The sequence below is a fragment of the Shimazuella sp. NTD247 genome, assembly GCF_059510415.1.
Map to the genome: position 1 here is coordinate 568,675 of NZ_JCAJZU010000002.1, position 13,753 is coordinate 582,427.

The window sequence follows — 13,753 nt, forward strand, 5'->3', positions numbered from 1 at the left end:
AACAACTTCCTACCAAAAAAAGGAATATACTCACAAAAAATGTTTCGAGCGGTAGGAAAAGTTTCTCCTACCGCTCGTTTACTCACTTGTTCGGTCGACTATTTTCCCAGTACTCTTTACTAGCAGGATGTGCTGGATTGAGTCGATCTCCTATATAAATCGGAACAGCAGGAATTGCAGTAAGAGCTTTGTTCAATGCCTTACCTACTGCTCGATAGCCTTCCTTCTTTACAAACTCTGGAACAGATCGTTCATCTCCATACTGCATCTTAATGCTGCGAATAACCGAAGCGAGTGAATTCTCAACCTTTTTCCCGGACACAGGCTCTCCCTAGATTGGTCGATGTATGATTGGCTTCAGTATAACAACCTTTTACGTAGAAGGGTAGTTCTTTCCTTGTACTTTTTTCGCTTTATTTGCTTCTACTGCTTCTCCAAGAGGAGTTCCTTTCTTTGCCAATTGTTCATCACGCTCTTTTGTCGATCCGATCGCTTGTAATTTCTCTTCTTTTCGTTGATTCACATTGTATTCCTCCTTTTATGGCGTTCAGTATATCCGCTTTTCGTAAAAAATACCCATCCTGATTTACCGGTGGGTATCTTATTCGGATAAACACATGCTTGAATGATCACCAAGCACGAGTTGAATCGTTTTTTCTGGCTTCGGTTGCTCCCCTAGTAATCTTGCATGCTGTCCTAGCACACTATGTGTAATCGGTTTCAAAAAGTCCTGAATTGTTGTATTATCTAAACAAATACTATGGGCTATTTGACAGTTGTCTAATTTTGCATGATTGCCAATTGTTACATATGGTCCAATGACCGAATCCGTTATATTACAATCATCACCAATCACCACTGGTCCTCTGACTGTACAATTTTCTAATTTTGTATTCTTTCCTAATTTCACATCTTTCCCCGCCACATCTGCTAACATCCAGTGATTTGCCGATAACCATCGATCAATCGTACCGACATCCGTATAACTCTCTTTTGTAATAGAGTAAGAAATAGCATAGCCCTGATGAATCAGCCACTGAATTGCATCTGTGATCTCATACTCGCCTCTAGCAGAAGGGGGAATCGAGCGAATGGATTCAAAAATAACTGGAGAAAAATGGTACATCCCCATCACAGCTAAATTACTTTTCGGATTTTGTGGTTTCTCAACAATATTGACTGCTCGATCGGCAATGATTTCAGCAACTCCGTAATCACTAGGATTATCTACTTCTGATAAGAGGATAGAACCATCCTTACCTTTAAATGCCTCTATTAATGTTTCCATTGGCTCTTTAATTAAATTATCCCCTAGTAAAAGAATAAAAGAATCTTCTCCCATAAATGACTCCACTAACCGAAGAGCGTGAGCAATTCCTAATTGCTCTTTTTGATAGAATATTTTTGGTTTTGGTTCCTGCACAGATAAATATTGGATCAAAGCATGCTGCTTAGGGTGAACTACAACTGCAATTTCCGTAATATCCGCTTGATAAAACTTTTGTAAACAATAATCAACCAATGGACGATTGACAACAGGCAGCATCGTTTTAGGTGTTGTTAAGGAAAATGGCTGCATCCTAGTACCTTTTCCTGCACATAAGATAACTCCTTTCATGAGGAACTCACCCCAACACCAACATAGCTGTACCCTAAAGTCGTTAATTCATTTTGATTTAATGCATTTCTCCCATCAAACACAATCGGATTTTTTACGATCTTTCTCGCCTGTTCCCAATCTATTCCTACTATTTCTTCCCACTCTGTTGTAACTACAATTGCTTCTGCTTGATCCAATGCCTCTATAATCGAATCACAATAAGTAACACCTGGGAAGATTTTAGCGGCTGCTTTCATTCCTTTTGGATCATATGCAAATATTTCTGCTTCTTGGCGAAGAAAATAACGTAAAATGTACATAGCTGGTGCTTCTCTAATATCATCTGTATTCGGTTTAAAGGTCAAACCTAATATAGCAATCTTTTTCTTTTTTGCATGCCCAATGGAACGAGTTATTTTCTGACAGAACCACTCAACCTGCGAAATGTTTACTTGTTTTACTGCCTGCAATAAAACTTGTTCCACTCCTGTCTCCTGTCCGATTGCTAGTAGTGCTTCTGTATCTTTTGGAAAACAGGAACCACCATATCCAATGCCAGCATGCAAAAACTTTTCGCCTATCCTACTATCTAATCCCATTCCTTTTGTTACTTCTGTTATACTTGCCCCTACCTTTTCTGCAAGCCGAGCTAATTCATTGACAAAAGAAATTTTTGTAGCCAAAAATGCATTTGAAGCATATTTAATCATTTCACTGTCTCGAACGCTTGTATAGAGAATGGGACATAAAAAATTCGCATATAGCTCTTTCATTTTCTGTTTTGCCCAATCGGAACTGCTTCCAATAACAATTCTTTCTGGATTAAGTGCATCTAGGAGTGCTCTTCCTTCTCGTAAAAACTCTGGATTGGAAACTACTTCAAAAGGAATAGAAACGCTTCTCTCCTTAAGCTTTCGGTCAATTATTTGTCTGATTTGATCGCAAGTTCCAATCGGGACAGTACTTTTCACTACGATAACTGCCTTTGTTTTTAAGTAAGTTCCAATCTGCTCTGCCACTGCTTCTACATAGGATAAATTTGCTCTGCCATCTGCCGATGCAGGTGTTCCCACTGCGATCATAATAATAGAACATGTATCCATATCTGTTATTTGATCGTAAAACATTATCTGCTCTGCATTTATCAATTTACGTAAATTTTCTTCCATTCCAATCTCATATATGGGAGGAACTCCTTTCTTCAAAGATTGGATTTTTTGCTTATCCACATCTATTCCTTGTATCTGATGTCCATGTAGTCCCAATGCAACGCTCATTGTAGCTCCAACATAGCCCATGCCAATCACTGCAACGTTCATGACATCGCCTCTCCATCTGTCTATATTTCTTAGTAATTCATAATATATGTTTGACGTATATCACTTGATCCACTAATTTCAATCTATTGATCATACAAATACCTAAATTTTATAGAAACAGATAGCTGCCCTTCCGGTTATCAGCTAGAAACATACTGTGACACAAATGAAGATTTTAAGTAGGAGGGCTATGAATGAGCGAATATATCATTCAGCCTTGGGGCACCGCTGAACAAGATACGGAAGATGTACCAATTGAACTTACAAACTTGGCAAAAGAAGTAGCCCAGCAATATGATATGAAATTAAACACATTGGAAATGATTACTTCCAAACCAGATAAAGGTGGAGCCATTTGGCGAATAGATACAAACAAAGGTTTGCGAAGCTTAAAAGTATTGCATCGCACACCAGAGCGTAGTTTATTCAGTGTTGGAGCACAAGAATATATCGTAAAACAAGGCGCGCGTGTACCAAAACTAATCCCGGCAAAATCAGGCAAAAACTATGTAGAAGCTGGGGGAAAACTGTGGATTGTTACGGATTGGATTGATCTGACACCAGCCGATCAAACAACCATTGAAGGATTTGGAATGCTCTGTTACGGATTAGGAGAATTCCATCAACATTCAAAAGGATATGTTCCTCCTTTTGGTGCTAAATTTTCAAGCAGGCTTCATAATTACCCAAAACAATATCAAAAAATGGCAACAAAAATTAATTGGTTTCGAGAACTCGCTCGAGCATATCCAGAAATGCCTGCAAGTCGCATGTTATTTCTATTGGTAGACAAATACGAACGCCAAGCGATCAAAGCGCTAGAACGACTCAATGAAACTCCTTACTATGATTTAATCGCCAAAGGGGAACAGCATTGGGGATTAGCGCATCAAGACTATGGGTTTTCTAATGGGCAAATCGGACCAAAAGGCGTTTGGATTATTGATTTGGATGGAGTTTCGTTTGATCTGCCGATTCGCGATTTGCGTAAATTGGTAACCAGCTCAATGGAAGACAAAGGCGCATGGGATGCAGAGTGGATGAATGGAATGATCCAAGCATATCATCAGGCAAATCCAATCAGCCCACAGCTTTTTGAAGTTTTCCTAACAGACATGATGCTGCCAAACGAATTTTATAAACATGTGAAAGAAATCATCTTTAGTCCAGCAACCTTGATGAATGAGGAGCTAGAGATATTACTAACCAATATCGAAAATCAAGACACGACGAAATGGACTGCACTACAACAATTGAGTAAAGAATGGAAAGTCGGAGGCAAAAACATTCCAAATTGGGAAAAATTCACGAAAGAAAATGCTCCAGCAAAACGCTCTCGCAAAAAATGGGAAACAGAATCTCCAAAAGATACATCAAAAGAGAATACAACAGAAATACCAAAAGATACATCGAAACCATCACCAAAACTTCCTCGAAAAAAACGCCGACTCGTTCCGCGTCAAGGAAGCAAAACTCCACTAAAAAAACGCCGACTGATAACACCTTTGCGTTCCCCTAAAAAACCGATCAGTCGAACTCCACTTCGTAAAAGGAAATTAATCAAAAAGACTCCACTTCAAAAGCAAGCTACGGGCAGAAAAGTAATTCGCAAGAAAAGATTAGTACTAAGACCGATATCAAAGAGAAGAGGAAAAATTGCCAATATCAACCTACTTGATCTAATTCGCAAAATAAAGCTGCTTAGAAAGAAAAAGAAATCAGTCAATCCCTTGTCAAATAGAAGGGGTGTATAAAAAATGAATATTTTAATGATCTGTACGGAAAAATTACCAGTTCCTTCTGTGCGAGGAGGCGCTATTCAAACTTATATCGATGGTGTCTCACCGTTATTAAGTAAACGTCATAAGATTACGATCATGAGTGTTGATGATCCCATCCTACCTAACAAACAAATACTAAACGGCATCAATTATGTAAGAGTTCCTGGCAAGTTACCCGATATCTACATCAAACATGTTGTAGAGTACCTTCGTGAAAATGCCAAAAGATATGATTTGATCCATGTATTTAATCGGCCAAAATTTATCCCTCCTATCCGAAAAATCGCACCACATGCACGATTAATTTTAAGCATGCACAATGATATGTTCCTGTTAGAAAAAATTCAGCCTGCACAAGCAGTGGAAGCAATTGAAGCATTAGAGAAAATCGTGACAGTGAGCAACTACGTAGGAAATACGATCGCGAAAATGTATCCACAAGCAAATTCCAAATTAAAAACAATCTATTCGGGTGTAGATATTAAACGTTATATTCCAAGCTCAGAATTAGTTCGTAAAAAAGAACGTGATGCAATACGCAGTCAGCATAATTTACAAAACAAAAAAGTAATCTTGTTTGTAGGAAGGTTAACTGCCAAAAAAGGAGTAGACAAACTCATTCTTGCAATGAATTCCCTCAAAAAGAAGCATTCTGACCTTGCACTCGTTTTAGTCGGAAGCAAATGGTATAGCGATGATGGGATTAGTGATTATGTTGCGTATGTTCACGCATTAGCGCAGCGTTCTGATGTACCTGTCATCACAACAGGATTTGTCGACCCAAAAGAAGTTCACAAATGGTTTTGGGCAGGTGACATATTTGTCTGTACCTCTCTTTGGCAGGAACCTTTAGCACGAGTACACTATGAAGCAATGGCTGCTGGTCTTCCGATCGTAACCACAGCAAGAGGAGGAAATCCAGAAGTCATTCAAACCAAAAATAATGGATTAATCGTACAAGATCCAGAAAATCCAGAGGAATTTGTGCAGTCTATTTCTACGATTCTCTCTGATCCTAATTTGCGTAAACATATGAGCGTAACAGGACGCAAACTAGCGATCCAACATTATGGCTTTGAACGAGTAGCAAGTGATATTTTGTCTGTTTGGGAAAACAAAGAAAAGTAGAGGATAAACAAATGTCGAAAATATTAGTGACTGGATGTGCTGGTTTTATTGGTTCAACACTCTGTGAACGGTTAATATACGATAAATACGAAGTTCTCGGCATCGACTGTTTTCGAAATAATTATGATCGAATGATAAAAGAGCAAAACCTAAGCTGGCTCCTTCAGCAGCCTAGGTTTTCTTTTCTGGAACAAGACCTCATTACTGCTGAACTATCTCCTTTATTAAAAAACGTTGCATATATTTTCCACCTCGCAGCACTTCCGGGAGTACGTACAAGCTGGGGTTCTGAATTTAAAGCGTATGTTGACAACAACATATTGGCAACACAGCGATTACTCGAAGCAGCTAAAAATTGCAATGACATAAAAAAAATTGTCTATTCTTCCTCTTCTTCTATTTATGGGGGAATGGAGGGTCCTACTGCGGAAGATCGGATTCCCAATCCTATTTCTCCATATGGTGTGACAAAGCTTTCCGCCGAACAATTATGCCAACTATATTACCATAATTTTCAAGTTCCTGTTAATTCATTGCGGTATTTCACTGTCTTTGGCCCCAGGCAGCGGCCAGATATGGCGTTTCATCGCATGATCACAAAGATTTTAAAGGGAGATCCACTTCCGATTTATGGAGACGGAGAACAATCTCGTGATTTCACATATGTAGATGACATCGTTACTGCCAACCTACTCGCTGCATTTTCTACATGGAAAGGAGAAATATTTAATATTGGTGGGATCTCACACTTAACAGTAAATGAAGTAATCTCCATTATGGAGAAACATATTAAAATAAAAGCCAAGAAAAATTATCTCCCGCCACAAGCAGGTGATCCAAAACATACATGGGCGAATATTACCAAAGCGAATGAAATGCTCAGCTATCAACCTATTTTTGACATCGAAAAAGGCATTGTTTTGCAATTGCAAAGAATCCAACAAAATATTTTGATATATTAAGACTTTTATAATTAAAATGCCATTTCCTACTCATCTTTGCGCAGGATGGCTATAATAAATTTACCCGTATAACCGAAAATAAAGAGAGGGAACGGGAAATACCATGAAGAAACACCTGCTTCATGTCCATCAAAACTCCAACAGCTACCAAAAGATCTCTTTTGGGTCATCTTATGTACTCTGTAAGGGAGAAGTGGAAAAAACCGCAGATGGATCTGTTTTTGTACATTCAAGTGAACGCAAACCAGCAAAAGTACTCTCTTGGGGAAAGTGGAACATGACAGCAAGTAATTCCATTCATGTTGTGGCTACATGTCATGATATGCGTATTACTAGCAATGGAAAGTGCAAGCTGGTAGTGAACCAGACTTCCTCCTCCAATCACAGGAAATACACAGCGATCTGCGATGAGGAGATTCAGTATCACTTTGATGGATGTGGGTGTATGGAAAACTATATTACGATGCATTCTGAACATGGAAATGCCTCTATCTCCTTCCCGAATTATGACATAATCACTGGGAAGTCCATCGCCTATGGCGGTGTAGGAAATAGAGTTTATGTCAACCTAGCAAATGTAATTACGATCCCGTAATGATCAGGGGCACTGGATGAATTTCTCCAGTGCCCGCTCACCTCTTAAAGTAATCCGGAACGATTTGCTTCCAAACCTGTTCTTTCTTCATTTCCTGCTCCCAATCATTCACTACAATCTTCCCATCTAAATAAGCATAAATCATGCGGTCTGTAATAAGGCTCCTCGTACATAAATGGTAAAAATCAGCTTGATTCAATGGCGAAATGGATTGATAGCCAGCTAAAAATTGTTCGACTGTATCTTTTTTCCATGGATGAAACCGAAAATGATAATCCAATAACTGTGCGAGGTCTTTTCCTTTTGCATCATATGTCAGCCGTTCATAATCGATAAACCAGACTTTTCGCTTAGCATCCATCATTATATTTTCTTGGTGAAGACTCCCATGGCATAATTGAGTCGTAATCATTGGATTCTTTTTCAGTTGATGCTTCGCTAACTTCATGCGATCCAACAACAAATATTTGGTCGAAGTTTCTTCAAACGTATAATGGTACTTCATTTTTTTGTATTTATCCAAAAACCAAATCGGCCAAGGACGTCGCATTCGCTTCTTTGAAATTGTGCTTATTGGATACGTACATATGGCGTGATGAAAACTTGCTAAAGACTCCCCAGCTTCGTATAACCAATCGTCTTTATGGACGCCTACTTCTACTACATCATTTGGCAGCCAATGTTCCATCACATACCACTGATCTTCAAAAGAAACAACTAACTGACCAGTCACTGTCTTTAACAGTTGTGGAACTTTGCGAAAATCATTTTGATGAAGATGACGAATAACGGAATCGATAAACGAAATATCTTTTATTTTTTTTGCATTCTTAAATGCAAAGATGCCTCGATCTGTTCGTACTTTATAGACTGCACGAACTTTCTCCATTTGTTTCACTTCACAGCCATAATTATACTCCACTATCGCTCGTATTTGTTTCGGAGTAATTGGGATCTGAGCATTGATTTTCAAAGCATTCACCTTCTAGAGCAGCATATAATCTTCTTTATCATATGAATACCTGCCTAAATCGGGTACACTTTAAGTAGTAGATCAAAAATCCGGAGGTTACAATGTCCTATTTTGCCAATCAAAAAATATTGCCGGCTGCCAAAAACATTAAACAGTTTGAAAAAATGCTGCGCTCCCATTATAAGTATATCGTGCTTCTTGACACACATATTGGACAGCTGGGCAGTTTAATCGCATTAGCAAATACGCATAAGAAAAAAGTGCTGCTTCACGCTGATCTGATTCAAGGTTTACGCAGTGATGAATATGCAGCACAATTTCTTTGCCAAACAATCAGACCAGCAGGCCTAATCTCCACAAGAACTTCGGTGGTCAAAGAAGCCAAGAAAAAATCGCTGATTGCTATTCAAAGATTATTTTTACTGGATTCACATGCCTTAGAAACCAGCTATCGATTACTCGAAACATTTCATCCCGATTTTATTGAGGTCTTACCGGGGATCATGCCACATGTCATCAAAGAAGTAGCAGAGAAAACAAAAATTCCTTTGCTTGCTGGAGGATTGATCCGTACAAAATCGGACGTGAAAATGGCTCTAGATGCTGGTGCTATTGCTGTTACCACATCGGATAAAGAAATTTGGGATGCATAAAAGAAAACGCTTGCATTTCTCCGCAGGATAGTTTATTATTTGAATTGTAAACGGTTTCATTGTTTAATAAAAGTTAATCTTGTGATGAGATGCGGAGAATCACAAAATTTCCCTACATGCTAACGGAGGGGAGTTTTGTGATTCTTTCTTTTCTTCTCGTTACACCACCACGCATTTATTTGATAAAAGGGGGACAAATACATGTCCATATTTTTGGCAGAAATGATTGGTACTATGATCCTGATTATTTTGGGAGATGGTGTTGTTGCAGGCGTGCTGCTCAACAAATCCAAGGCAAAAGATGCTGGATGGATCGTGATCACGTTTGGATGGGGATTTGCTGTTATGGTTGGCGCATACGTTGTTGGGCATTTTAGCGGAGCATATTTAAACCCCGCGCTGACAATTGGCTTTGCAATTGCAGGAAAACTCGCTTGGTCACAAGTATTTCCAATGATAATTGCGCAAATGATCGGTGCATTTTTAGGAGCAGTTGTTGTTTGGTTGCATTATTTGCCACATTGGAAAGAAACGGATGATGCCGAGGCAAAACTCGCTGTTTTCTCTACTGGGCCAGCTATCCGGAGTACCTTTGCAAATTTATTAAGTGAGATTATTGGTACTGCACTTCTTGTATTTGTCTTACTCGCTTTTGGCGCAAAGGGACTTGTATTTTCAGATGGTGTACAAACACTCGCAGTTGCTTTCTTGATCGTTGCAATAGGGATGTCATTAGGCGGGACAACCGGTTATGCGATCAACCCTGCTCGTGATCTAGGTCCACGAATCGCACATGCGATTTTACCGATTGCTGGAAAGGGTTCATCTGATTGGTCTTATGCTTGGATTCCGGTTGTAGGACCTATTATCGGCGCTATTTTGGCTGCAGTAGCATATATCGGCTTGTTTTAAAATAAATCAAAAATGGGGGTTACCAATATGACGAAGAAATATATTTTAGCCATTGACCAAGGGACTACAAGCTCACGAGCCATTCTTTTCGATAAATCGGGACAAATTGTCGGTGTTGCTCAAAAAGAATTTACTCAAATCTTTCCAAAGCCGGGCTGGGTAGAACACGATGCAATGGAAATATGGGGATCAGTACAGAGTGTTATCTCCGAAGTATTAGCCAAATATCCTGTATCTGCTGGTGAAGTTGCCGCTATTGGTATCACCAACCAACGTGAAACAGCAGTTGTATGGGATAAAAACACAGGAATCCCTGTTTACAATGCAATTGTATGGCAATCACGGCAAACGATGGATATATGTAATGAATTGAAAGCTGCTGGTCACGATGACCTTTTCCGTAATAAAACAGGATTGCTGATCGATGCTTATTTCTCAGGAACAAAAGTCAAATGGATATTGGATAATGTGGAAGGCGCTCGAGAAAAAGCAGAGAATGGAGACTTGCTCTTTGGTACGATTGATTCATGGCTTATCTGGAAATTATCAGGCGGAAAAAAACACGTTACCGATTACACAAATGCTTCTCGTACGCTAATGTACAACATTTATGACTTAAAATGGGACGATGAGTTACTCCATATCTTAACAGTACCTGCATCGATGTTACCAGAAGTACGATCTTCTTCCGAAGTTTATGCCACAACAGATTCCCATCTCTTTTTCGGCCAAGAAGTACCGATCTCTGGTGTCGCAGGCGATCAACAAGCTGCTTTATTTGGGCAAGCGTGCTTTGATGCTGGTATGGCGAAAAATACCTATGGAACAGGTTGTTTCCTCTTGATGAACACAGGAGAAGAAGCAGTTCGTTCCAAACATGGACTCCTCACCACTATCGCCTGGGGAATTGACGGTAAAGTCGAATATGCGTTAGAAGGCAGCATTTTTGTTGCTGGTTCTGCCATTCAATGGCTAAGAGATGGATTAAATATTATCCAAAATGCGGCAGATTCTGAAGACTTAGCTACCCAAGTGGACAGTACCGATGGTGTATACATGGTTCCTGCCTTCGTCGGATTGGGAACCCCTTATTGGGATAGTGATGCAAGAGGTGCTGTCTTTGGATTGACTAGAGGAACTACCAAAGCTCATCTTACCCGTGCAACATTGGAATCATTGGCATATCAAACGAAAGATGTCTTTTCTGCCATGGAATCCGATTCTGGTATTTCACTCAAGAAATTGCGTGTAGACGGCGGAGCAACTGCAAACAATTTCTTGATGCAATTCCAAAGCGATATGCTTGATGTTCCAGTGGAAAAACCAGTAGTTTTAGAAACAACTGCATTAGGCGCAGCATATTTGGCAGGACTTTCCGTTGGTTTCTGGAAAGATAAAAATGAGATAGCTGACAATTGGGATATCGACCACACTTATAATCCACGGATGGATGACAAAACAAGACAAAAGCAGTATGATGGATGGGTAAAAGCTGTGGAAGCAACACGTGTTTTTAAATAAAAAGTTAATAGTGACCGGAGATAAGGAGAAGGCCACATTCCCATACTACATAAGGTAGTTAGGTTTGTGGTCTTCTCTTTTTAAAGGGGGAAGAAAAAAATGGGTCGCAAGATAGCCTTAAATCAATTAACGGAAACAGATATTGATCTTTTAATTATAGGCGGAGGAATCACTGGAGCCGGCATTGCATTGGACGCACAAACAAGAGGATTACAATCAGCATTAGTAGAAATGCAAGATTTTGCAGCTGGTACATCCAGCCGTTCCACAAAACTGGTTCATGGAGGACTCCGTTATCTCAAACAACTAGAAATTTCGATTGTGGCAGAAGTAGGAAAGGAACGAGCAATTGTTTATGAAAATGCCCCTCATGTCACAACACCAGAGTGGATGCTGTTGCCAATCGTCAAAGGAGGAACGTTTGGTAAACTAGCTACATCGTTTGGTATCCGGCTATACGATTATTTAGCAGGTGTGAAACACGAAGAAAGACGAAAAATGCTGGGTAAAGAAGAAACATTAAAGAAAGAACCACTCCTGCGAAAAGAAGGCTTAAAAGGTTCTGGTTACTATGTAGAATACCGAACGGATGATGCTCGCTTAACCATTGAAGTACTGAAAAAGGCGGTACATCATGGAGCTCTTGCCTACAACTATGCCAAAGCAGTAGATTTTATTTATGAAAATGGAAAAATAAAGGGCGTCGTCGTAGAAGATGTATTCACAGGCGAACAAGTGAACGTTTATGCCAAACAAATTGTCAATGCAGCTGGACCTTGGGTAGATGACTTACGAGAAAAAGATGGTTCCAAACAAGGCAAAACACTCCATTGGACAAAAGGAGTCCATCTTGTTATTGATCAGTCACGTTTTCCTCTGCAACAAGCAGTCTATTTCGATACACCAGATAAACGCATGGTCTTTGCGATTCCTCGTGAAGGCAAGACGTATATTGGTACAACGGATACCGATTACCATGATGATTTGATTCATCCAAAAACAACAAAAGAGGATCAAAAATATTTGATCACAGCAGCAAATCATATGTTTCCTTCCCTGCAACTGACCGAAACAGATATTGAGTCAAGCTGGGCTGGAGTTCGACCTCTCATTCACGAAGAAGGAAAAGCACCTTCGGAGATATCACGTCACGATGAAATTTTCCATTCTCCCACTGGACTGATTACCATCGCAGGAGGAAAACTGACTGGTTATCGGAAAATGGCAGAACGAGTAGTTGATTTAGTTGCAAAACACATAAAAGGCAGTAGCTCCTACCCCACTAGCAAAACCAAAACGATGACACTTTCTGGTGGTAATGTAGGAGGATCTAAAAATCTATCAAGCTATTTAGCAAGAAAAACGCAGCAAGGGGTAGAAATCGGCTTAAAGAGACAAGAAGCAGAACGCTTAGCAAGATTATATGGCAGTAACGTAGGAGAAGTGTATGATATTGTTAAAAATCGGCGAATAGAAGCAGAACAAGCAGGTTTATCTCCTGCTGTATTTGCCTCATTGGTATATGGTATAGAACAAGAAATGGTACTTACACCAGTCGACTTCTTTGCTAGGCGCACCGGTGCTATGTTTTTCCATATCGATTGGGTGCAACAATGGAAAAAACCTGTATTTGAATATATGAAAAACCATTTCCTATGGGATGAAGAGCAATCTTCTCATTTTTATCAGTTGCTGGAGGAAGAAATAAAATATGCTACGACTGCAAATTAAGAGAGAGGAGAAGGTACACCTTCTCCTCTTTTCTATTGAGTAATGGAGTTATTCTATCCTCAACCAAGTAACAAATCATCCTTTAAAATGAAATGCTCTTCGCTAGTCCTATAGTGTACCTATATTAAAATACAAGAGGTTTTTAGTAGTAAACAAGTGTTAATAGAAAGTATTAGATCATCACCGAACGATATATTATTATCTCATAAAAAACGTGCTGATAGCTTTTCCATTATTGATCCATCAATCAAACTGCGTTACCTTTAAATGAGAAGATCGCTCTTACCCGGTGAGTGATTCCCGATCTTAGAAAGAGGAACGCAATGGCTAAGGACAGGTTCCCCACTGATTCTCCCGACAGTATTAAAAATGGAGTTAAGTATTGGATGAAGCGACTGGGTAATAATCTCATCGTCTACTTAGAGTATCCTGTCGGTCATAAAGACCATCCTGAGGGCGGACGCTTCAAGCGAATCAATAACGGTGAGGAGAAATCTGTTGATTAACTTTTTGTTCTTCCTCTAGGTCTATGGACCAGTTGCGATTATTCGTGACTGGTCCGCTTATTTTCACCTCTT

Annotated in this window: 14 protein-coding genes; 9 read left to right on the forward strand and 5 right to left on the reverse strand. The window is 39.6% G+C overall.

Annotated elements, in window-relative coordinates; genetic code table 11:
- Window positions 1–82 precede the first annotated feature (82 nt).
- The 4 genes from AC5WOC_RS07485 to AC5WOC_RS07500 form a co-directional block, all read right to left on the reverse strand.
- Complete coding sequence (locus tag AC5WOC_RS07485; protein WP_496054771.1) at window positions 83–322, reverse strand: hypothetical protein; 240 nt, start codon at window positions 320–322, stop codon at window positions 83–85.
- Between the two features lie 51 nt (window positions 323–373).
- A complete protein-coding gene (locus tag AC5WOC_RS07490; RefSeq protein ID WP_496054772.1) occupies window positions 374–523 on the reverse strand; it encodes a hypothetical protein in 150 nt (49 codons plus the stop codon).
- Between the two features lie 78 nt (window positions 524–601).
- Window positions 602–1,618 carry a sugar phosphate nucleotidyltransferase gene (locus tag AC5WOC_RS07495; protein WP_496054773.1) on the reverse strand — a complete coding sequence of 339 codons (1,017 nt, stop codon included), beginning with the start codon at window positions 1,616–1,618 and terminating at the stop codon, window positions 602–604.
- Complete coding sequence (locus AC5WOC_RS07500) at window positions 1,615–2,919, reverse strand: UDP-glucose dehydrogenase family protein (protein ID WP_496054774.1); 1,305 nt, start codon at window positions 2,917–2,919, stop codon at window positions 1,615–1,617. The genes AC5WOC_RS07495 and AC5WOC_RS07500 overlap by 4 nt, the downstream gene beginning before the upstream one ends.
- 194 nt (window positions 2,920–3,113) lie before the next feature.
- Between AC5WOC_RS07500 and AC5WOC_RS07505 the strand changes: the two genes are divergently transcribed.
- The 4 genes from AC5WOC_RS07505 (at window position 3,114) to AC5WOC_RS07520 (ending at window position 7,385) form a co-directional block, all read left to right on the forward strand.
- A complete protein-coding gene (locus AC5WOC_RS07505) occupies window positions 3,114–4,673 on the forward strand; it encodes a CotS family spore coat protein (RefSeq protein WP_496054775.1) in 1,560 nt (519 codons plus the stop codon).
- A 3-nt stretch (window positions 4,674–4,676) separates the two neighbouring features.
- Window positions 4,677–5,828: a glycosyltransferase family 4 protein gene (locus tag AC5WOC_RS07510; RefSeq protein WP_496054776.1), complete on the forward strand. Its 1,152-nt coding sequence runs from the start codon at window positions 4,677–4,679 to the stop codon at window positions 5,826–5,828.
- An 11-nt stretch (window positions 5,829–5,839) separates the two neighbouring features.
- A complete protein-coding gene (locus AC5WOC_RS07515) occupies window positions 5,840–6,790 on the forward strand; it encodes an NAD-dependent epimerase/dehydratase family protein (protein ID WP_496054777.1) in 951 nt (316 codons plus the stop codon).
- Between the two features lie 103 nt (window positions 6,791–6,893).
- The gene (locus tag AC5WOC_RS07520) at window positions 6,894–7,385 is read left to right on the forward strand and encodes a hypothetical protein (protein ID WP_496054778.1); all 492 of its coding nucleotides are present in this window, start codon (window positions 6,894–6,896) and stop codon (window positions 7,383–7,385) included.
- Between the two features lie 37 nt (window positions 7,386–7,422).
- Here the strand turns inward: AC5WOC_RS07520 and AC5WOC_RS07525 are convergent, their stop codons facing one another.
- Entirely contained in the window at window positions 7,423–8,358 is a 936-nt protein-coding gene (locus AC5WOC_RS07525; protein WP_496054779.1) for a phosphotransferase, read from the reverse strand.
- Between the two features lie 101 nt (window positions 8,359–8,459).
- Between AC5WOC_RS07525 and AC5WOC_RS07530 the strand changes: the two genes are divergently transcribed.
- From AC5WOC_RS07530 to AC5WOC_RS07550, 5 genes are all read left to right on the forward strand, one after another.
- Complete coding sequence (locus AC5WOC_RS07530; protein WP_496054780.1) at window positions 8,460–9,011, forward strand: glycerol-3-phosphate responsive antiterminator; 552 nt, start codon at window positions 8,460–8,462, stop codon at window positions 9,009–9,011.
- A 201-nt stretch (window positions 9,012–9,212) separates the two neighbouring features.
- Window positions 9,213–9,923: an MIP/aquaporin family protein gene (locus AC5WOC_RS07535; RefSeq protein WP_496054781.1), complete on the forward strand. Its 711-nt coding sequence runs from the start codon at window positions 9,213–9,215 to the stop codon at window positions 9,921–9,923.
- A 27-nt stretch (window positions 9,924–9,950) separates the two neighbouring features.
- Window positions 9,951–11,444, forward strand: a complete 1,494-nt coding sequence (gene glpK, locus AC5WOC_RS07540; RefSeq protein ID WP_496054782.1) for a glycerol kinase GlpK — start codon at window positions 9,951–9,953, stop codon at window positions 11,442–11,444.
- 99 nt (window positions 11,445–11,543) lie between these two features.
- On the forward strand, window positions 11,544–13,175 hold the full coding sequence (locus tag AC5WOC_RS07545; RefSeq protein ID WP_496054783.1) for a glycerol-3-phosphate dehydrogenase/oxidase: 1,632 nt from the start codon (window positions 11,544–11,546) through the stop codon (window positions 13,173–13,175).
- A gap of 323 nt (window positions 13,176–13,498) precedes the next feature.
- Window positions 13,499–13,681: a hypothetical protein gene (locus AC5WOC_RS07550; protein WP_496054784.1), complete on the forward strand. Its 183-nt coding sequence runs from the start codon at window positions 13,499–13,501 to the stop codon at window positions 13,679–13,681.
- The last annotated feature ends 72 nt before the right edge of the window (window positions 13,682–13,753 follow it).